General features: G+C 40.1%; 18 protein-coding genes, 10 tRNA genes and 1 rRNA gene. 26 read left to right on the top strand and 3 right to left on the bottom strand.

Features of this window, described 5'->3' with window-relative positions; all coding sequences use genetic code 11:
- Nucleotides 1–118: 118 nt before the first annotated feature.
- Nucleotides 119–1,477 carry a magnesium transporter gene (gene mgtE, locus BTR25_RS22545; RefSeq protein ID WP_075690258.1) on the bottom strand — a complete coding sequence of 453 codons (1,359 nt, stop codon included), beginning with the start codon at nucleotides 1,475–1,477 and terminating at the stop codon, nucleotides 119–121.
- Nucleotides 1,478–1,754: 277 nt separating this feature from the next.
- Here mgtE and BTR25_RS22540 point away from each other — a divergent pair, with 277 nt between their 5' ends.
- The 8 genes from BTR25_RS22540 (at nucleotide 1,755) to BTR25_RS22505 (ending at nucleotide 11,442) form a co-directional block, all read left to right on the top strand.
- A complete protein-coding gene (locus tag BTR25_RS22540) occupies nucleotides 1,755–2,531 on the top strand; it encodes a hypothetical protein (RefSeq protein WP_075690257.1) in 777 nt (258 codons plus the stop codon).
- A gap of 195 nt (nucleotides 2,532–2,726) precedes the next feature.
- Entirely contained in the window at nucleotides 2,727–3,806 is a 1,080-nt protein-coding gene (locus tag BTR25_RS22535; RefSeq protein ID WP_075690256.1) for a D-alanine--D-alanine ligase, read from the top strand.
- Between the two features lie 62 nt (nucleotides 3,807–3,868).
- Nucleotides 3,869–5,242, top strand: coding sequence for a UDP-N-acetylmuramoyl-tripeptide--D-alanyl-D-alanine ligase (locus BTR25_RS22530; protein WP_075690255.1), 1,374 nt, complete (start codon nucleotides 3,869–3,871; stop codon nucleotides 5,240–5,242).
- A gap of 89 nt (nucleotides 5,243–5,331) precedes the next feature.
- Nucleotides 5,332–6,027, top strand: a complete 696-nt coding sequence (locus BTR25_RS22525) for an alpha/beta hydrolase (RefSeq protein ID WP_075690254.1) — start codon at nucleotides 5,332–5,334, stop codon at nucleotides 6,025–6,027.
- Nucleotides 6,028–6,281: 254 nt separating this feature from the next.
- On the top strand, nucleotides 6,282–7,778 hold the full coding sequence (gene cshA, locus BTR25_RS22520) for a degradosome RNA helicase CshA (protein ID WP_075690253.1): 1,497 nt from the start codon (nucleotides 6,282–6,284) through the stop codon (nucleotides 7,776–7,778).
- A 726-nt stretch (nucleotides 7,779–8,504) separates the two neighbouring features.
- Nucleotides 8,505–9,467 (top strand): UV DNA damage repair endonuclease UvsE, encoded by a 963-nt coding sequence (gene uvsE / locus BTR25_RS22515; RefSeq protein WP_075690252.1) that lies wholly within the window; start codon nucleotides 8,505–8,507, stop codon nucleotides 9,465–9,467.
- Nucleotides 9,468–9,527: 60 nt separating this feature from the next.
- Complete coding sequence (locus BTR25_RS22510) at nucleotides 9,528–10,007, top strand: PH domain-containing protein (RefSeq protein ID WP_075690251.1); 480 nt, start codon at nucleotides 9,528–9,530, stop codon at nucleotides 10,005–10,007.
- Complete coding sequence (locus tag BTR25_RS22505) at nucleotides 10,000–11,442, top strand: PH domain-containing protein (RefSeq protein WP_075690250.1); 1,443 nt, start codon at nucleotides 10,000–10,002, stop codon at nucleotides 11,440–11,442. Before BTR25_RS22510 ends, BTR25_RS22505 begins: the two co-directional genes overlap by 8 nt.
- A 26-nt stretch (nucleotides 11,443–11,468) precedes the next feature.
- Here BTR25_RS22505 and BTR25_RS22500 read toward each other — a convergent pair whose 3' ends face one another.
- A complete protein-coding gene (locus tag BTR25_RS22500; RefSeq protein WP_075690249.1) occupies nucleotides 11,469–12,056 on the bottom strand; it encodes a rhomboid family intramembrane serine protease in 588 nt (195 codons plus the stop codon).
- A 97-nt stretch (nucleotides 12,057–12,153) separates the two neighbouring features.
- On the opposite strand from BTR25_RS22500, the gene acpS reads away from it, so the two are divergent.
- The 6 genes from acpS (at nucleotide 12,154) to BTR25_RS22470 (ending at nucleotide 18,306) form a co-directional block, all read left to right on the top strand.
- A complete protein-coding gene (gene acpS, locus BTR25_RS22495) occupies nucleotides 12,154–12,504 on the top strand; it encodes a holo-ACP synthase (protein WP_075690248.1) in 351 nt (116 codons plus the stop codon).
- 207 nt (nucleotides 12,505–12,711) lie between these two features.
- Entirely contained in the window at nucleotides 12,712–13,725 is a 1,014-nt protein-coding gene (locus BTR25_RS22490) for a LolA family protein (RefSeq protein WP_075690247.1), read from the top strand.
- Nucleotides 13,726–13,846: 121 nt separating this feature from the next.
- Nucleotides 13,847–15,010: an alanine racemase gene (gene alr / locus BTR25_RS22485; RefSeq protein ID WP_075690246.1), complete on the top strand. Its 1,164-nt coding sequence runs from the start codon at nucleotides 13,847–13,849 to the stop codon at nucleotides 15,008–15,010.
- Between the two features lie 189 nt (nucleotides 15,011–15,199).
- Nucleotides 15,200–15,481 carry a CopG family ribbon-helix-helix protein gene (locus BTR25_RS22480; protein ID WP_075690245.1) on the top strand — a complete coding sequence of 94 codons (282 nt, stop codon included), beginning with the start codon at nucleotides 15,200–15,202 and terminating at the stop codon, nucleotides 15,479–15,481.
- Between the two features lie 4 nt (nucleotides 15,482–15,485).
- The gene (locus BTR25_RS22475; RefSeq protein ID WP_026574157.1) at nucleotides 15,486–15,836 is read left to right on the top strand and encodes a type II toxin-antitoxin system PemK/MazF family toxin; all 351 of its coding nucleotides are present in this window, start codon (nucleotides 15,486–15,488) and stop codon (nucleotides 15,834–15,836) included.
- Between the two features lie 280 nt (nucleotides 15,837–16,116).
- Entirely contained in the window at nucleotides 16,117–18,306 is a 2,190-nt protein-coding gene (locus BTR25_RS22470; protein WP_075690244.1) for a Tex family protein, read from the top strand.
- A 21-nt stretch (nucleotides 18,307–18,327) separates the two neighbouring features.
- Here BTR25_RS22470 and cmpA read toward each other — a convergent pair whose 3' ends face one another.
- The gene (cmpA, locus tag BTR25_RS27255) at nucleotides 18,328–18,441 is read right to left on the bottom strand and encodes a cortex morphogenetic protein CmpA (RefSeq protein ID WP_139311313.1); all 114 of its coding nucleotides are present in this window, start codon (nucleotides 18,439–18,441) and stop codon (nucleotides 18,328–18,330) included.
- Between the two features lie 93 nt (nucleotides 18,442–18,534).
- Between cmpA and BTR25_RS22465 the strand changes: the two genes are divergently transcribed.
- From BTR25_RS22465 to BTR25_RS22410, 12 genes are all read left to right on the top strand, one after another.
- Nucleotides 18,535–19,005 (top strand): SprT family protein, encoded by a 471-nt coding sequence (locus tag BTR25_RS22465; protein ID WP_075690243.1) that lies wholly within the window; start codon nucleotides 18,535–18,537, stop codon nucleotides 19,003–19,005.
- Nucleotides 19,006–19,128: 123 nt separating this feature from the next.
- Nucleotides 19,129–19,203: transfer RNA gene (locus tag BTR25_RS22460), tRNA-Asn, on the top strand.
- 7 nt (nucleotides 19,204–19,210) lie between these two features.
- Nucleotides 19,211–19,301: transfer RNA gene (locus BTR25_RS22455), tRNA-Ser, on the top strand.
- 11 nt (nucleotides 19,302–19,312) lie between these two features.
- Nucleotides 19,313–19,384 (top strand) — tRNA-Glu (locus tag BTR25_RS22450).
- Nucleotides 19,385–19,440: 56 nt separating this feature from the next.
- Nucleotides 19,441–19,517 (top strand) — tRNA-Asp (locus BTR25_RS22445).
- A 32-nt stretch (nucleotides 19,518–19,549) separates the two neighbouring features.
- Nucleotides 19,550–19,624: transfer RNA gene (locus BTR25_RS22440), tRNA-Gln, on the top strand.
- Between the two features lie 19 nt (nucleotides 19,625–19,643).
- A tRNA-Leu gene (locus tag BTR25_RS22435) sits at nucleotides 19,644–19,728 on the top strand.
- Between the two features lie 61 nt (nucleotides 19,729–19,789).
- Nucleotides 19,790–19,876 (top strand) — tRNA-Leu (locus BTR25_RS22430).
- A 58-nt stretch (nucleotides 19,877–19,934) separates the two neighbouring features.
- Nucleotides 19,935–20,011 (top strand) — tRNA-Arg (locus BTR25_RS22425).
- A 7-nt stretch (nucleotides 20,012–20,018) separates the two neighbouring features.
- Nucleotides 20,019–20,095: transfer RNA gene (locus tag BTR25_RS22420), tRNA-Pro, on the top strand.
- A 16-nt stretch (nucleotides 20,096–20,111) separates the two neighbouring features.
- Nucleotides 20,112–20,185: transfer RNA gene (locus BTR25_RS22415), tRNA-Gly, on the top strand.
- Nucleotides 20,186–20,317: 132 nt separating this feature from the next.
- Nucleotides 20,318–20,721, top strand: a 16S ribosomal RNA gene (locus BTR25_RS22410); the annotation flags it as partial.

The following is a 20,721-nucleotide window of genomic DNA, read 5'->3' as shown; positions in this document are numbered from 1 at the left end:
TAACAAAGTTGGATATATGTAACAATACCGTTAAAGACAAATCTTTACAATAAATATTGACGTTCTTTAAAGTGAATTTGTTTCAGATTTAATAAAAATAACACGGCTCTTAGCCGTGTTATAGGAGGTAGTGTAGGAAGGCAGTGGCAATACCGAAATAAATAAGTAAGGATAGAATGTCATTAATGGTTGTAATAAGCGGTCCGGATGCGACTGCAGGATCGATTTTCAATCGGAATAAAATCAATGGTATGATGGTCCCTGCAAGGGTCCCGATAATAAGCGTGAAAAATAGTGAAATACCAACAACTGCGCCAAGAATAAAGTTATCTTGCCATATATACGCGATAATGGAGATTAAAATGGCACATGTTACGCCTATCGTAACGCCTACGCCTAACTCACGGAAAACTAGCCGAGTCACTACACCTCTATCGATATCATTTGATATCAACCCCCTAACAACTACTGCGAGCGACTGTGTACCGGTGTTTCCTGTCATTCCTGCGATCATCGGCATAAAGAAGGCAATCGCCACAACCTTGTCTAGAGTATCTTCAAAGCCGCTAATAATACTTCCGGATATAAGACCAATAAATAATAACAAAATAAGCCAGGGCAGCCTTCTAGCTGCAGCAACAAGCGTTTTTGTCTCGAAGTCAATCGACTTTCCTGTCGCAGATAATTTTTCAATATCCTCATTGGCTTCCTTAATCACGACATCTATGATATCATCAATCGTTACAATTCCAACGAGAACGTTCGCTTCATCCACTACTGGTATAGCAAGGAAATCATAACGTTCTGTCATCCGGGCAACCACTTCTTGATCTGTTTTGACTTCTACTGAAATAACTCTTTCGTACATAATGTTATTTATTTTTTCATTAGGATCTGCTAATAGTAAATCCCTGTAGGACACAACTCCAACAAGTCTGTGAGCTTCATCCACAACATACAGATAATTGATCGTTTCAGCAAATTCCGCAAAGGTTTTTAGTTTATCTACTGCTTCTCTAATCGAATAATAATTTCGAATCCAAACAAAACGATTCGTCATAATCCGGCCTGCTGTTTCAGGCGGATAATTCATGATGTCAGTAACTGCTTTAGACTCTTCTGACTTCATTCCAGATAAGAGGGAGTCTTTTTGTTCATCTGAAAGTTCATCTAATAGCAGCGCTAAGTCATCGTTATCCATTAGATCAAGTACTTTACTTGATTTCTCAATGCCGAGTTTACTTAACACTTCAAGTTGCTCTTCTTTTTCCAGTTCCTCCATTAAATACGCCAGTCGATCAATCGTTAAAAATAAGAGGAAGCGAACTTTGTGTTTCTCGGGTAAATCCTCGTAAATTTTTGCGACATCATAAGGCTGTAGTTCTTCGAGAATGGCAAAAAAGTCTGTCTTTTTATTTTCCTTTAATGTTTTTATAATATGAAGGGAGATTTCATCTTGAGTCATGTTCTTAATCATCTTACACGCTCCTTTCCGCTGGTGCGCTCTACTTATTATACAAATATGTAATGATTGATAAAATTGACTATATTATGTGGACCAAATTTATCAGATAGATCACCTTAGTTTGTGTCAATAATATAAAAAAAAGCCTGTAAAAAGAGTTCGATACTACTTCATATTTGTAAAACAAATGAAATAAGCTATACACCCATTAAGTGGTAAAATGAGTGTAAATCGTTTTTTAAAATAACGTATGAGAATATGATTTTCCCTTGATCGGAGGAGTTTGTCTTTGAAAAAGCATCATCAAGACATACGGGATCTAATATATGTCCATTTAAATCAATCAGACCAGTATGTATTGTCCTATGGTATTGAGTTTTCTGAATTTGCTGCTGCTTTTTCAGGTTCTTTAAATCACTTACTTTTATTAAAACATAAATTTGATGATGCAGATTTTAATATGCATACATTGCTTGAGTTTTGTCCAGAGGAAAGAATTCCTAAGCTAACGAATGAGGATGTTTTTGCTTATGGTGATTTTTGCTGGATTGATTTTATCGAAGAGGATGTACTAAATGAACTCACTGGACAGGAAATGGCAGAATTATTGTATTTGGGGCACCAGAAGCAGCATCTAAAAGTTCCCTTCTATAATAAATTAGGAAACCGTTTTGTCTACCTAGCTGATGAGGATGGTTATTTCAATAAAACTTATTATCGAAGCATTAAAGACTTCTTCCATGTATTAAGCGAAGCGGTATCAGGGAAATTAGGGACATTAAAACTCGAGAAATCAATTCTCGGAATAAGAAGAAAACGAGAATATCCATCCATTAATAAAGATATTCTGCTGAGCTTAACACCATTTATGAAAGAGGGTATTTGTATCTCTTTGCGAGATATTGACCTCCAGCGAAACCGACTTGAAATCCCGATCTGGGTAATTGGTGATTTTGCTTCAATGGATGATATGATGGAAGAATACCAAAAGTTATCAAGGGAAGCTTGTCATGCTAAAATGATTTTTGATAAAAAAACAAAGGAATGGAAGCTTGCTGTTATTTAATCTCTCCATTTGAATGGAGAGATTTTTTAATGGTGCTTTTCTCCTGATGGAAGTGCACTTAATAGTATTTAGACAAGCTGTATGTTTCATAAAATAGTAATTAGGAAACAGTATACTTGATAAAATTAAGCAAAACGCCACTTTTTACGATAAAATGTTAAAGTAAAATTTGATTGAGAATATGGAGGTACGATGATGAAAACGAAAATTGGTTTATTATACGGAGGTAAATCCGCTGAACATAAGGTTTCATTACAAACAGCACTTGCTGTCATAAAGGCGCTTAATCTTGAAAAATTTGAGATTCATCCGATTTACATAAATTTAGAAGGACAATGGATTAAAGGGCCGCAGCTTACAGGATCGGTAGAAACGGTAGCAGCATTGGAATTTTCAAACGAAAATCAATTATCACCTTTATCGCTGGCACCCACTCTTTTCCACGCAGAGCAAAAGGTAAATGAATCACTAGATGTTATTTTTCCGCTTTTACATGGACCAAATGGTGAGGATGGAACCGTTCAAGGATTATTAGAACTATTAAATCTTCCTTACGTAGGTAACGGAGTGCTGGCATCTGCTGCTGGGATGGATAAGGTAATGATGAAAAATGTTTTTGCGCAAGCAGGATTAGATCAAGTGAACTATGTAGCTTTCATAAAAAGTGAGTGGAAAAAAGCTGGTGATGCGGTTTATAAGAGAGTGGAAGAGGAGCTCGGCTATCCTTGTTTTGTAAAGCCAGCTAATCTTGGTTCGAGTGTTGGGATAAGTAAATGTACCAATCGTGAAGAGCTAGCGGCTGCATTTGCGGAAGCATTCCAATTTGACCGTAAAGTAATCATTGAAGAAGGGGTCACTGCGCGTGAAATAGAGGTAGGTATCCTTGGTAATGATGAACCTGAATGCTCTGTTGCAGGAGAAATTGTTCCAAAAAAGGACTTTTATGATTATAAGGCGAAATATGAAGATGGAGATACGGCTTTAATTATTCCGGCAGATGTTACTGAGGATGAATATCAGCAAATTAAAGAGATGGCAATAAAGGCATTTAAAGCCTTGGACTGCTCAGGACTTGTCCGTGCTGACTTCTTTTTAACAAAGGATGGAAGAGCACTTATAAATGAAGTAAATACAATGCCAGGTTTCACTCCTTTTAGTATGTTCCCATTACTTTGGAAACACACTGGGGTAGAGTATCCTGAATTAATTGAACGTCTCGTAGCGCTTGCGAAAGAGAGACATTCTGAAAAACAAAACATAAAATACACATTCTAAATGACGGTGACACGGTGGACTGCCGTGTCGTTTTTTAGATAGTTCCTTAAAGGAGGAAGATGATGATTAAGCGTTCATTAAATCAAATTGCTGCAATGCTTGGCCTTAATAGTGAGCAGCCCTCATTTGCAGATACAATGATTATGGGTGTGGCGATTGATTCTAGAAAGATAGAACCAGGCAATTTATTTGTACCATTCAAGGGAGAGAATTCAGATGGTCACCAATATGTGGAGGATTGCTTTCAAAAGGGGGCAGCTGCGGCTCTTTGGCAAAGTGATGTTCCCAATCCACCTGCCCACTTGCCAATCATCATTGTTGACGATTGCTTAACGGCTTTACAAGAGCTGGCAAGGAAGTATCGAAATGAATTATCGGTAAAAGTCGTGGGGATTACGGGGAGCAATGGTAAAACAACAACAAAAGATATGACAGCCGCACTTCTATCAACTACCTACAAGGTCCAAAAAACAGAAGGTAATTATAATAATCATATTGGACTGCCGTTAACAGTATTAGGGTTATCAGAAGATACGGAAATCGCTGTTTTAGAAATGGGTATGAGTGGGAGAGGAGAAATAGAGTTTCTCACGAAGCTCGCCTGCCCTGATGCTGTAGTGATTACCAATATTGGAGAATCACATCTTCTAGACTTAGGGTCTAGGGAGGGAATTGCAGAAGCTAAGCTTGAAATTTTACAAGGGCTTAAAAATAATGGCTTAGCGGTGCTTCATGGTGACGAGCCGCTATTAATGGAAAGAATTCATGAATATAAAGGGAATGTTCGACTCAAAACGTTCGGGAGAAATCATACTAACGATCTATATCCAATCGATATTAAGCAATTAGAAACTGGAAATAGTTTCAAAATAAATGGGTCCGACCATTGTTTTGAACTGCCTGTTTTAGGAACTCACAATATTCTAAATGCCCTTGCTGCTATACTGATTGCGAAGTACTTTTCTGTTCCTTATGAAAAAGTAAATGAAGGATTAGAAAATATTAAACTGACCAATATGAGAATGGAATTAGTGGAGGGGCGACACGGAGAGAAGATTATTAACGACGCCTATAATGCCAGTCCGACTTCCATGATGGCAGCGGTTGAATTAATCTCAAATCTTCAAGGCTATACCCGAAAAATTTTGGTGCTTGGGGATATGCTTGAACTAGGGCCTCAGGAGGAGCAATACCATTTGCAAATCGGGGAAGGTTTAAATCCGGAGAAAATTAATTTACTGTTCACTTTCGGACCGTTAGGAGAGCATATTGCCAGAGGTGCACATGCCTCTCTCGGAAAGAACAACGTATATTCCTATACCGATAAGCAGGAACTTATATGTGAATTGGAGCAGCACGTAAATGATAAAACACTGGTTCTTGTTAAAGCGTCTAGAGGGATGAAATTAGAGGAAGTCGTTCAGTCCTTACAATAAACCACATCTCGGCCATGCTTAAAATACTGTATGCTAATTAGTGTTATTGGCACACTAACTATAATACTTATCATGGCAGGTGAGAAAATATGATTGGCTGCTTATGTATTCATGGCTTTACGGGTGCACCATCCGAAGTAGAGCCCCTTGCAGAGTATTTAACAAATCAAACAGAATGGCTCATCGTTACTCCAACGCTTCCTGGTCATGGAGAAATCCTCACTTTAAAAGGTGTTCAATATCAACAATGGATTAACCATGCTGAGGAAGAACTGCAGAAGCTTATTAAAGTTTGTGACAAGGTTTATGTAATTGGTTTTTCCATGGGCGGCATGATCGCTAGTTTTCTTGCCGCCAAGTATCCAGTGGACAAGCTGGTGCTGTTAAGTGCAGCTGCTTATTACCTTAATCCGAAACAAATGGCCAGTGAGATTAAGACAATGCTTGTTGACACCTTCAAAGGAAAATTGAACAAAAATGTATTATTTCAACGTTATAAAAGAAAAATAAAAGTGACTCCCCTTACAGCTACACTGCAATTTAGGAGGCTGGTTTCTTATATCAAACCGCTGCTCCCCCAGGTTGAGGTTCCGACTTTGATTGCTCAAGGAGAGTGCGATGGGGTGGTGCCGCCCAAAAGTGCTGAATACTTGTACCGAACCATTAACGCCAAGACGAAAAAAATCACCTATATCAAGGATTCTAATCATCATATATGTCACTGTGGGGAAAAAGACGCCCTATTTTCTCAAGTGTTTGACTTCTTGATGGAGCGAGAAGGCTAAGAGTGAAAAAGTGCCTTTATTGCAAATTAATACTAATAATGTTATAATTATCAGCAACGTGTCTTAAGAACGATGAATAAAGGGCATACTCCTTTGGAGGAATGTCTTTTTTTGGTAAAATATAGATGTTACCTAGTTGCGGCATTTTGATGCGTTAGCCGCCCCGGTGCAAGGGCGCTTCCGCTTATACGAGAGTCGGTAGAGAATATTCAGCGCACAAATTATTTTCATATAGATGAAGGAGAATGAAAACATTGACAAAGTTTGAAGAATTAGGCCTAAGCCAGGCCACTTTAAAAGCTGTCCTACAAATGGGATTTGAGGAAGCAACACCAATTCAGGCAGAAACGATTCCATTGAGCTTAGAAAATAAGGATTTGATCGGTCAAGCTCAAACAGGAACAGGGAAAACAGCTGCATTTGGTATCCCTTTGGTAGAAAAAGTTGACGTGAGCAGAGATGCGATTCAAGGGATTATCATCGCGCCAACACGAGAACTAGCGATTCAAGTATCGGAAGAGCTTTATAAAATTGGATCAGGCAAAAGAGTTCGTGTGCTTCCAATTTATGGTGGACAGGATATTAGCCGTCAAATCCGTTCTTTGAAGAAAGCACCACATATTATTGTTGGAACTCCGGGACGTGTATTAGACCATATAAATAGAAAAACAATGCGCCTTGATACGGTTACCACCGTTATCTTAGATGAGGCGGATGAAATGTTAAATATGGGATTCATTGAAGACATTGAATCGATTCTTGCTTCGACACCTGCGGAACGTCAAACATTACTTTTCTCAGCAACGATGCCAGGTCCTATTCAGAGAATGGCTGAGAAGTTCATGAAGGATCCTCAAATTGTCCGGGTTAAGACAAAAGAATTGACAATGCCGTCAATCGAACAATATTACCTAGAGGTTCAAGAAAAGAGCAAATTCGATGTTCTAACAAGGTTGTTTGACATTCAATCACCAGAATTAGCCATTGTTTTTGGACGTACAAAACGACGTGTCGATGAATTATCAGAAGCATTAAACCTAAGAGGATATACTGCTGAAGGAATTCATGGGGACCTTAGTCAAGCAAAACGTCTACAGGTTTTACGTAAATTTAAAGAGGGTAATATTGATGTACTTGTAGCAACAGATGTTGCGGCCAGAGGACTAGATATTTCCGGCGTAACTCATGTTTATAACTTTGATATCCCTCAAGATCCAGAAAGCTATGTACACCGTATTGGCCGTACAGGTCGTGCTGGTAAAACGGGTATGGCACTTACGTTCATTACACCACGTGAAAAGTCTTACTTAGCGGTTGTGGAAAGAACAACGAAGCGTAAGATGGAAAAAATGAAGGCACCAACACTTGATGAAGCGTTAGAAGGACAACAACGTGCGGTAGTGGATAAAATTGTTCAGACGATTGATTCAAATAATCTGCATTATTATAAAGCAGCTGCTGATGAATTGCTTGAAGCGAATGACGCACAAACGGTTGTAGCTGCAGTGTTGAAAATGTTAACCAAAGAACCTGACACTACACCAATCAAGCTATCGGATGAATCACCACTACCACAAAAGCGTGAGAGAAAATCTTATGATCGCAGCGGCAGCGGCGGTGGCGGCGGTGACCGTAGAAGAAGAGACGACAACAGAGGAGATTCTCGTGGTCGAAAAAAGGCACCAGCCAAGCCAAGAACAGGTGAAAAGCGCTCAGCTGCTGGTAAACCTAGAAGCTTTAACCGCTCATAATCTTTAGCCCATATAAGGCAGAATAAAATCATTATAAAAGAAGCATGGACTCATCAACTGAGGTCATGCTTCTTTTTTGTTTAGACGAAGTGTTCTTTCGGGTGAAAGGCTGAATTGGCAGGTAGAAGGTGAATTTTGGCAGATAGAAGGGTGGATTTGGCAGATAGACTCACCGAAACGGCAGATAGGAAGTGAAGCCCACCTTTTTTAAGGAAAAGAATGTGCTTTAAACTCCAATAAAAGGAAAATTAGTAACCTGAGCCAGGCCAAAGCCTTGCTTTTTCCTGCTCTGTCGGGTGGAATGGTTGTTTTGACAGATAGAAGGTGAATTTTGGCAGATAGAAGGGTGGAATAGGCAGATAGACCGACCAAAAAGGCAGATAGAGGATGAGACACCCCTCTTTGAAGGAAAAGAATGATCCTCAAATGTAAAAGTAAGGAAAATTATGCGACAAGAGCCAGGCTAAAGCCTTGCTTTTTCCTGCTCTGAAGGGTGGAAAGGTTGAGTTGGAAGATAGAAAGTGGATTTAGGCAGATAGAAGGGTGAATTTGGCAGATAGAGCTACAAAAATGGCAGATAGACCCACGAAAAAGGCAGATAGAAAGTGATGTCACCCTGTTAGAGGACAAAGAGCGACCTTTAAAATTCCATGCCAGGATCAAGCCTGTTTTTTTAAGGTGAGATAAAGGGAATAATAAGCAAAACATTATTAGGAGTGGGCCATCATGATTGTAAGGCTTGGATATGTGGCTATGAGCGTTGAACTCCAGAACGCATCGCCATCGCAAACAATGACCTTTGCTCAGTTTAATCGGATAAAAGACCGTGAAGCAGCGATTCGTAAGTTAGAAAGAATTGCTGAATCGAATTTGGAAAACTGTTTGCGTCTGCTAAAGCATAATGCTGCGAACGATATTCGTTTTTTTAGGTTTAGCTCACGCCTGATCCCGTTAGCAAACCACGAAGAATTACTGGATTGGAATTTTTTACGGCCATTAAGCGAGCCTCTAAAGCAGCTGGCAAATTTTATAAAGCAGCACCCCATGAGACTTGATTTCCATCCTGACCATTTTGTCGTTCTAAATACTCCAGATAAAGATATCTTAAAAAATGCTCTCAAAACCTTGATCATGCATGAAGGACTTCTTAAAGGAATGGAAATTGATACAGAACACCGTTGTGTCCTGCATGTGGGCGGCGGTTATGAAGATAAAGAAATGGCGCTTGAACAGTTTATACATAATTGGGCTTATATCCCGCCTTCTATTCAGAAAATGATTATGCTTGAAAATGATGATACAACCTTTACCGTGAAGGAAACGTTATATCTCTGCGAAAAACTCGGAATTCCAATGATCTTTGATTACCATCACCATTTAGCGAATCATGAGGGCGAAGAGTGGCATCAAGACTGGGAAAGAATTGTTACAACATGGAAGACATCACCCTTACCAGTTAAAATGCATATATCGAGCCCGCGTTCGGAAAAGGAGTTCCGGGCCCATGCTGATTATATTGACGTAAATATGTTTTTGAAATTCCTATCTGAGGTAAAGGGGTCCGTCTCAGAATTACACTGTATGATTGAAGCAAAGCAAAAAGATGCTGCTCTTTTCCGGCTCATGGAAGATTTAAAAGGGCGTAAGGGAATACAGGTGATTGACCCATCCAGCTTTTTTATTGAATAGTGTCACAGCCCCTGCACCCGTGTATACTTAGAGGTAAACCGAGGGAAGAGGAGGGAACGTATGGAATCCGGGCCGAAAAAACAAATCTCTACAAAGGCATTAAAGGTATGGAGAATTTCAGGAATGATAAAGTCAGGTGTGTTCTGGGTACTTGCAGCTTTCGCTCTGTTTATTATTCGTATTTTTAATGGTTCTTTGTGGATACCAATATTGCTCGTTGTAATTGGAATTACTTTAACCTATTTACTATCATTTTTACTTCCGTCACTAAGATGGAAACGGTGGCGCTATGAGGTGAAGGAGGAGGAAATCGAACTTCAACGGGGAATTTTTATTAAGACAAGGACATTAATTCCGATGATCCGAGTCCAACATGTTGACACAGTACAAGGTCCACTGCTTAGAAAATACCTGCTGGCTTCTGTTATTGTTAATACAGCAGCTACATCACACGAAATTCCAGCATTAGAGGAAAGTGAAGCGGAAGAATTACGTCACTTTATCTCAAGTTTAGCAAGGGTGGCAGATGAGGATGTTTGAACCAAAAAGGCTGCACCCAATTGCAATGTTGGTCAATGTCAGTAAGAAACTAAAGGAATTTATCTTTACCTTCATTGCTTTATTAGTCATAGGGAACAAAGATTCCGGCGGAAAACTGTTCCTTATAGGGGCTTCTGCAATAGTGGTGATCATTATTATGATTACAAGCATTTTATCATGGCTTAGATATACATATAGACTAGAGCAGGATGAGCTTCGAATTGAGTATGGGATATTTGTCCGTAAGAATCGGTACATACCTATTGAAAGAATTCAAAGCATTGACCTTTCAGAGGGTCTCTTTCAACGAATGTTTGGTTTAGTCCAGCTTAAGGTTGAAACAGCTGGCGGAAGCGGTGGTGCAGAAGCTGAAGTAGTCCTATCTGCTATCACGAAGGAAGAAGCACGCCAAATTCAGGATTTTGTTTCAGCGGCAAAGAGCACAGGTGGATCTGGTACAGAGCCGAAGCAGATTAGCCAAGGGCAGCTTATTTATAAAATTACTACAGGCCAACTAATGTTACTATCACTTACTTCTGGAGGCGTAGGAGTGGTTATTTCTGCGTTACTGGCCTTTTTATCACAGTTAGATGATTTCATTCCATACGAGCGCCTATTTCGAGGGGTTGAAAACTGGGCTGTGAGTAATATTATTTTGATTGTGATGATTGTGTTCATAGTCTTTCTTCTGGCATGGATTATTGCCCTTTTTGGAACGATGTTAAAATATGCAAATTTCACTGTAATCAAAACAGAACGTGATTTGGTTATATCCCAAGGGCTGCTTGAAAGGCGGCAGGTGACGATTCCACTAAAAAGAATCCAGGCAATTCGAATAAATGAAAATATCATCCGGGAACTTCTTGGATACGGTAGTGTAGTCGTTGAAAGTGCGGGAGGTTCTGCCAGGAATGAGGAAGGCGCAAAAGTTAACCTTTTGCCCATTATACGGACAAAGAAAATTGCTTCCATGCTAGAGCCATTTTTAGCGGACTATCATTTGAATACCCATTTCACTCCTCCGCCAAAACAAGCGTTAATCCGTTATTTCATTCGCAGTTGGTACCTATCGATTCCTATTGTGATTGCTGCGTTGATTTTTTTGAAAATATGGGGCCTTTTATCGTTGATCCTTCTTGCATTCTCGACCTTTTGGGCATATTTGAAATATAAAGATGCGGGCTGGAATCTTGATGGAAATCAGCTCTGCCTGCGTTCCCGAGGAATTATTCGAACAACGGTATTTATGAAGAAAAATAAAATTCAGAGCCTTGAGATCATGGAAAGTTTTTTTCAGCGGAAAAAGAAGTTAGCCACAGTTGAAGCCTTCGTAAAGTCTGGCTTCGGCAGCGCGGGTGGTCAGGTAATGGACCTGGAGACTAGCGATACAGAGCGTATATATAACTGGTATTCAAGAAGTAAAAATGGGGATTGAACCGTTTTAGGGTTCAATCCCAGTTTCTATTCTTTTCTATAAGGTATTGCCCCTAGTATAAACCCGCCAACTAATCCAAAGATGTGTGCGGTAATGTTTATATTGGGCTGGATAAAGGTCATGATTAAACTCAATGCACAGATAATCAGGATAATTTGAGAGTTTTGCTGTGAGAGAGTATTTCTTCTAAAAGCAAGGATGCTAATATAAAAGCCGAATAAGCCAAAGATGCTACCGCTTGAACCTACGTGAGTATAGGTTAGTGGTTCAATAATTAGTGTTGCTATATTGGCGATAAGCCCAGAAGCGAGATAGATGAAAAGAAACTTTCCACTTCCAAGCAGCCTCTCTAATGCAGGTCCGAACAGAATAAGGGAAAAGCTATTAAATAGAACATGAGTGAAATCGCTATGCAGAAAGATGGGGGTAAGAAGTCTCCATACTTCACCTTCCATAATATAGAGATTTACACCTGAGAAGTTAGCGAAAATCCAGTAATTTGGAAAGAAAGGTAATACGGTAAAAAGATACAAAACTAAATGGATGGCTATAATACTAGAGATGATTGGGTAATAGCGGATAAATTCTCGAAAATTTTCCGTTCTCGTAAACATATAAACCTCCTAAGTATATTACTTATTATAATAGACTGAAATTCCGACTTGTACAAACAAACTATGCTAGTTAGAAGCAATCTAGAAGGAGAATACCATGATAAAAGGGATTGGGATTGATATTATTGAACTATCTAGAATACAGGAGATCATGACAAGGCAACCAAAACTGGTTAGCCGTATTTTAACTGAATCGGAAAAACGAATCTTCGACACCTTGAATGAACGAAGAAAGGTAGAGTTTTTAGCTGGAAGGTTTGCCGTAAAAGAGGCATTTTCAAAGGCTATGGGAACGGGTATAGGCAAAGAATTATCCTTTCTTGATATTGAAATAAGCAGTACCTCTTTAGGAAAGCCTATTATTATCAGACCGCAAACAAATGCACATGTATCGATTTCTCACAGCAGAGACTATGCTGTTGCACAGGTTATTATTGAAGAGTTTTAAAAAACGTTAAACAGCTTGGTTGCTTTTCTTTCAACTTCTTTATCATATTCCAAGAGGTTGTCTCATATATTCATAGGGAAATAGGAGAGACAAGGTCAGCTTGGTCACATAGGAAACAAATTTCCTGTTTGTTTTTTATCCAATACCTGATCCCTGCCTTTCTCTTCTTTAGTTCATATGAAAATGAGACAAGAAGGGGTTGAAGGAATGAGGAAGAAGTTAATGCTGCTAGTTTCGGGGTTACTGGTTATCTTTATATTAGCGGCCTGTGGCTCTAAGTCACAAGAAGATGTAGTGAAGGAATTAAATAGTAAACTGGGTGACATATCGGCCTATAAAGCAGATGCTAAGATGACACTGAAAATGGGCGCAGATTCACAGGTATATAATGTGGAAATTTGGCATAAAGATCCAAGTTTTTATCGTGTGAATTTAAAAAATGCTGAAAAAGATCAAAGCCAAATGATTTTAAGAAACGAAGAGGGTGTGTTTGTATTAACTCCTGCTCTCAAAAAAAGCTTTAAATTCCAAAGTGATTGGCCGGAAAATAGCAGTCAGGCCTATTTATACGAATCATTAATTAGAGACATTATTGAAGATAAGGATGCTAAATTTACTTCAACAAAAGACCATTATGTATTTGAAACGAAAACCCGCTATCAAAACAATAGCATGCTACCTACTCAAGAGATTCAGCTAAACAAGAGTGATTTATCACCTGCTGTTGTTAAAGTAATGGATCCTGACCGAAATGCACTGGTAACGGTTGAATTCTCGAATGTTAAATTTAATGCCAGCTTTGATAAAAGCGACTTTGATATGCAAAAAAATATGACTCGAGCAGAGCTTGGGTTACCTGCGATGGCGGATGGAATGGATTCAGCCTTTACGGTGAAATACCCAACTGCTGAGATTGAAGGTACAAAGTTAATTGAGGAAAAAGAAGTGAAAATTGAAGATGGCAAGCGGTTTGTCCTCACCTATGGAGGCGAAAAATCATTTACACTCGTCCAAGAAAAAGTAACCGTTAAAGAAGCCTCTACTTCTCCAACATATGTTGACGGAGACCTGGTTGACTTAGGTGTAACAATTGGTGCTTTGTCAGACGGTTCTATCACCTGGTCACAGGATGGTGTTGACTACATGATAGCATCCAACAACCTAACACAAAAGGAACTCATCGAACTAGCAAGATCTGTCCAAGGTGATGTAGAAAAATAAGCTAAAATCCCAGGCCCTTTCTTAAAGGGTCTGTTTATTTGTTTTCATTTGACAGAGGATGAAAGTAGTTTGATAATCAAAAGTATATATATTTGATTATGGAAAATAGGAAGTGGAAAAAATGGATGAGCAGGGCTTTTTCTTTCGAGATACATGGGCCGAAGTGGATTTAGACTGTATTTCAGAAAATGTTGCCTCCGTTAAAAGGATTTTGCCAGCTGAAGTCAATATCTTTGCGGTCGTAAAGGCAAATGCCTATGGTCATGGCGATATACAAGTGGCGGAAACGGCTCTAAATGCAGGAGCCTCCTACTTGGCGGTAGCCTTTATGGATGAGGCAATTGCCTTAAGGAATAAAGGGATCACTGCTCCTATTTTAGTTCTAGGAGCTACTCGACCTGAAGATGCACCAATTGCAGTAAAGCATGGAATAACTATTACCGTATTCCAAGAAGAATGGCTTAAAGAGGCTGTAAAATCTTTAGCGGATGATCATAGACTTTTAATCCATTTAAAGCTAGATACGGGAATGGGAAGAATAGGCGTACGCGGTAAAAGGGAATTACTAGCAATGGAACAGTTAATTTCAGAAGATAATCGATTGATTCTGGAAGGTATATTCACCCACTTTGCTACTGCGGATGAATTAGACCAAACCTACTTCTTAAAACAAGTAGAAGAATTTCACAGATTGTTAAGTGTTATGAAAGACCGACCTAAATATATCCACTCAAGTAATAGTGCTGCAGCCTTAAGGTTTCCAAATGCCCATTTTAATGGAGTGAGACTAGGGATTGCGATGTACGGACTAACTCCTTCTAAAGAAATGGAGAATGAAATCCCTTTTGACTTAAAGGAAGCCTTTGCCCTTAAATCAAAACTTGTCCAAGTAAAAAGGTTAGCTAGAGGCGACAAAGTAAGTTATGGGGCGACATACGAAGCAGAAGACGAGGTATGGGTAGGTACGATCCCAATTGGCTATGCCGATGGATGGATCCGCAGACTTCAAGGACAAGTTGTTCTTATTGATGGGAAAAGGGCACCGATCGTAGGTAGAATCTGTATGGATCAGTGTATGATTCAACTTCCATATGAACTTCCTGTCGGGACAACTGTTACCCTAATCGGCAGGCAGGATGACCAATTTATCTCGGTAAATGAAATTGCCGAGAAGCTTGAAACAATCAACTATGAGGTACCTTGCATTATATCAAACCGTGTTCCCCGTCTTTATAAAAAAGGTGAGCAAATTGTCGTATTAAAAAACTACCTGTTAAATAAATAAAATGGCGTAAACAAAGAAATTCAAACATATTTATGGTAATGCAGAAATTTTTGTGCATAAAAGGAACTCCATTTGGCTTATAATACAGAAGAATTACAATTGGTCTATGAATTTTGGGCATTAAGTGGTATTATTGTATATGGTAAAGAGAAAAAATTTGGTGTGTAGTGATGGTGGAGGTGTATGTTTGTGTCTGAATCTGGCGCAACCACGGAAATCTTAGTGAAATTACCGCAACATCTATTAACCGAGTTAGACGGTTTTGTAAAGCTCGAAAACGTTAATCGCAGTGAATTTATTTATCAAGCAACCAAAATGTATTTGCGCGAACGAAAAAAGAGACAAATTCGCGAATCCATGAGACGTGGATACATGGAAATGGCCAAAATCAATTTAACAATTGCATCGGAAGCATTTCAAGCAGAATTTGAGGCAGAACACACAGTTGAACGTCTTGTAAGCGGAGGCTAATCCTTTGATTGTCAAGCGTGGTGACGTATATTTCGCAGACCTATCCCCAGTTGTTGGTTCAGAACAAGGCGGCGTCCGCCCTGTACTTGTCATCCAAAACGATATCGGGAATCGGTTTAGTCCCACAGTTATTGTTGCAGCGATTACAGCTCAAATTCAAAAAGCGAAGCTTCCCACTCATGTAGAAATTGATGCGAAGCGCTACGGTTTTGAACGAGATTCAGTCATTCTTTTAGAACAAATTCGTACAATTGATAAACAGCGATTAACCGATAAAATTACCCATCTCGATGACGAAATGATGGAAAAAGTGGACGATGCATTAAGGGTTAGTATCGGTCTCATTGAATTTTAGCAATAAGCACGCTCTTTTAAAGAGCGTTTTTTTATACATATCACTAACCTCATCTGTGTTCTGCATTAGCAAGCTGCCTAAGCTTGCTCTTTTTTTGCTAATAGGGAAATATAAAAGTACTGCCGAATTTTATACTTTAATTTCCTATTACACATAAGTGCAACTACGCCTAATGAACCGCCTAACGGCTCGCCAATCGGCGAGTTTTCTTTATAGCGTAAACGCAAAGGTGTTTGATATGAAACCTTACCCTTAATTTGATACAATATGATAAAAAAGTATGGGAGGATCAATTGTAGTGAATGATACAATCGTGAAAGATGAACAGCTTCTTGGAAAAATTGCTTCAGAACTAACCATTTCACATAAACAAGTAAAGAGTGTAATCTCGTTAATGAATGAAGGTAATACTGTTCCCTTCATCGCCCGCTACCGGAAAGAAATGACTGGCGCACTGGATGAGGTGCAAATTCGGAATATCCAGGAACGCTGGCAGTACATACAAAACCTTGAACAAAGGAAAGAAGAGGTTCTCCGGATTATCTCCGAGCAAGGGAAATTAACCGATGAACTAGCTCGTAAAATTACAAAGGCTGAAAAACTACAAGAGGTTGAGGATTTATATCGACCTTATAAACAAAAAAGACGTACAAAGGCTACAGTTGCAAAAGAAAAGGGATTAGAACCACTAGCAGAATGGATCTTAACCTTCCCACAGAGTTCTGTTGAAGACAAGGCAAAGGAATTCCTTTCGGAAGAAAAAGAAGTTCTTACAGTTGAAGAGGCGATCGCCGGTGCAAAAGACATCATAGCAGAACTTGTATCTGATGATGCAGAAAGTCGTAAGTGGATTCGTAATGAAACCTTTAAGTCTGGTACGGTTGAATCAACTGTGAAAGAACTAGAAAAGGATGAAAAAAAAATCTACGAAATGTACTACGAATATGCGGAGCCCGTTAATAAGATTGTTCCTCATCGGATCCTGGCGTTAAACCGTGGTGAGAAGGAAGACATTCTAAAAGCATCAATTAAGATTAATGTTGAAAGAATTTCAGCCTATCTTTCTAGGAAATGGATTCATAAACAGCACTCTCCTGCCGCAGCTATCGTTCAGGAAGCGATAGAAGATAGCTATAAGAGACTCGTTCAACCATCAATTGAACGGGAAATTCGCAGTGAATTAACAGATAAAGCGGAAGAGCGAGCAATACATATATTCTCTGAAAATCTGCGCAATTTACTTTTGCAGCCACCGTTAAAAGGTAAGGTCGTAATTGGTGTAGACCCTGCTTACCGGACGGGCTGTAAACTAGCAGTCGTAGATGAAACGGGTAAAGTATTAAAGATTGATGTGATCTACCCTCACCCGCCAGTTAATAAGGCAAAAGAAGCAAAGGATAAATTTATTAACATTCTTCGTGAGTATAAGGTAGAAATGGCGGCAATCGGTAATGGAACGGCGTCTAGAGAAACAGAACAGTTCGTTGCTGAAATACTGAAGGAAATGAAGGAAGAGATTTTTTACCTGATTGTTAATGAAGCGGGAGCGAGCGTTTATTCGGCCTCTGATATAGCGCGCGAAGAGTTCCCTGATTTTCAGGTAGAAGAAAGAAGTGCTGTCTCAATAGCCCGCCGCTTACAAGACCCACTTGCTGAGTTAGTAAAAATTGACCCGAAATCAGTAGGTGTCGGCCAGTATCAGCATGATGTAACTCAAAAAAGACTATCGGAGTCATTACACTTTGTAGTTGAGACAGCTGTTAACCGCGTTGGAGTTAATGTGAACACAGCATCGGCCTCATTACTCCAATATGTAGCGGGGCTGTCAAAGACAGCTGCACATAATATTGTCAAAAAGCGAGAGGAAGAAGGGAAATTCACTAGTAGAGTCCAGTTGAAAAAGGTACCTCGCCTTGGAGCAAAAACATATGAACAAGCAATAGGTTTCCTTCGTGTGTTAGATGGTAAACAACCGCTTGATCGAACAGGAATCCACCCAGAAAACTATGATGAAGTGAAAAGGTTATTAACAAACCTTGGCTTCACTACAGATGATCTTGGCTCAGTAGAATTAAAAGAAGCTTTAAGTGCACTTGACCTAAAAACTGTTGCTGCTGACTTATCAATTGGTGAACTCACCTTAAAAGATATTATTGAGGCTTTAGTGAGACCTGAAAGAGACCCTCGGGACGACTTGCCGCGTCCACTATTAAAAAAGGACGTCCTTAAGTTAGAAGATTTAAAAGCTGGAATGGAGCTGCAAGGAACGGTAAGGAATGTTGTCGATTTCGGAGCTTTTGTCGATATTGGTGTAAAGCAGGATGGACTTGTGCATATTTCTAAATTAAGCAACCGTTTTGTTAAACATCCATTAGACATTGTTGCTGTCGGTGATGTGGTTACCGTTTGGGTTGACTCTGTTGACATGAACAAAGGGCGTGTGGCATTAACCATGCTGCCGCCTGCATAATAAGAGAGAAACACTGCTTTGTTAGGAGCAGTGTTTTTTTCTGTAAAAAAACCAGCACTGATTTAACAGCTTTATTTGGTAGCGGTCCTTCTCGTAAAAAGCTCTTTTCATTTGGTTTTGAAACCAAGTCGGCATAGTCAAACCTCCCGAAAAGTGGATCATTAAAGGTATATACAATATATGCTATAATAGGTTGTCACGTTCGCTTTAAAAGGTTGGGAGGAAAAAATGGAGGAAAAAGAACTACAAAAATTAGTCGAGAAAATCTCTATTGATTATTTTGGAAAACTATTTAGGCATAAAGCATCATTTAATGGGAGACTGAGATCCACAGGAGGCAGGTATCTATTAGGAACCCATAACATTGAGATTAATAAGAAGTACCTTGACCAACTGGGGATGGATGAATTAATTGGAATCATAAAACATGAACTTTGTCATTATCATCTTCATTTAGAAGGAAGAGGGTATCAACACCGAGACCAAGATTTTAAGGTGCTCTTAAAACAAGTGGGTGCCCCAAGGTTTTGCAGGCAGCTTCTTGATAAGCCTAAAAATAGAACATTAAAGAAATTGTTAATATATCAATGTGATAAATGCCAGCTCCAGTACAAGAGAAAAAGAAAGATAGATACAAGCCGGTATGTTTGCGGGAAGTGCAGAGGAAAGCTGAAGAAAGCAAAAGAGATTCTGTTATAAAACCTGGAAGTAATTTGAAGCGGAATTTCTCCGAAAAGGATGTTGACTTTACTGGACAACCTCATTATAATGTAAAGAGTCGACAAGGTAATTACCTAGTTGATCACGAATATTATCCATTGTTCCGCAGTAGCTCAGTGGTAGAGCTATCGGCTGTTAACCGATCGGTCGTAGGTTCGAGTCCTACCTGCGGAGCCATTTTTATGGGGAAGTACTCAAGTGGCTGAAGAGGCGCCCCTGCTAAGGGTGTAGGTCGGGTAACCGGCGCGAGGGTTCAAATCCCTCCTTCTCCGCCATAAAATATATCGGCCCCTTGGTCAAGTGGTTAAGACACCTCCCTTTCACGGAGGTAACACGGGTTCGAATCCCGTAGGGGTCATCAGGAATGGAGAGTGAGCTAAAAAGCTCATTTTCTGTTTCTTATCTATTAAATTTGGTCCGGTAGTTCAGTTGGTTAGAATGCCTGCCTGTCACGCAGGAGGTCGCGGGTTCGAGTCCCGTCCGGACCGCCATTATTTAAATAGTTGAATAGAACTAACACCAATGGGCTATAGCCAAGCGGTAAGGCATCGCACTTTGACTGCGACATGCGTTGGTTCGAATCCAGCTAGCCCAGCCATTTAAATAAATATCAATATGCGGGTGTGGCGGAATTGGCAGACGCACCAGACTTAGGATCTGGCGCCGCAAGGCGTGGGGGTTCGACTCCCTTCACCCGCACCAAGTATTTCCTCTTGTGAAAACATTGATAATCTGGTATGATTAATGATGTTGCTTAATCAATGCGGTCGTGGCGGAATGGCAGACGCGCTAGGTTGAGGGCCTAGTGGGGGTTAACCCCGTGGAGGTTCAAGTCCTCTCGGCCGCACCAAAAAAACATTGACAACTAACTTGGACTTTGTTATGATGTTAAAGCTGACTTGAAAGATGCGCCCGTAGCTCAATTGGATAGAGCGTCTGACTACGGATCAGAAGGTTATGGGTTCGACTCCTTTCGGGCGCGCCATTAATTACGGGAAGTAGCTCAGCTTGGTAGAGCACTTGGTTTGGGACCAAGGGGTCGCAGGTTCGAATCCTGTCTTCCCGACCACTTCTAAATAAAATATGCGGGTGTAGTTTACTGGTAAAACCTCAGCCTTCCAAGCTGATGTAGTGGGTTCGATTCCCATCACCCGCTCCAAAATACCAAACATGAAGTAAATCATGTAGTAATTTTGTTCTTTGAAAACTAAACAAACAAAAATGTCAACAAACAATATTTTTCATTTCTTGATTGAAATGAAGCCAACGTAACAAATGAGCTATATCAACTTTCATGGAGAGTTTGATCCTGGCTCAGGACGAACGCTGGCGGCGTGCCTAATACATGCAAGTCGAGCGAATCTTGAGGTGCTTGCACCTCTTGGTTAGCGGCGGATGGGTGAGTAACACGTGGGCAACCTGCCTGTAAGACTGGGATAACATCGGGAAACCGATGCTAATACCGGATAATCCTTTTCCTCTCATGAGGGAAAGCTGAAAGTCGGCTTCTCGCTGACACTTACAGATGGGCCCGCGGCGCATTAGCTAGTTGGTGAGGTAACGGCTCACCAAGGCGACGATGCGTAGCCGACCTGAGAGGGTGATCGGCCACACTGGGACTGAGACACGGCCCAGACTCCTACGGGAGGCAGCAGTAGGGAATCTTCCGCAATGGACGAAAGTCTGACGGAGCAA

The sequence above is a fragment of the Bacillus sp. MRMR6 genome, assembly GCF_001940785.1.
In the GTDB taxonomy this organism is placed as follows: Bacteria; Bacillota; Bacilli; order Bacillales; family Cytobacillaceae; genus Neobacillus.
This window is presented reverse-complemented; position numbering and strand designations above follow the sequence as displayed.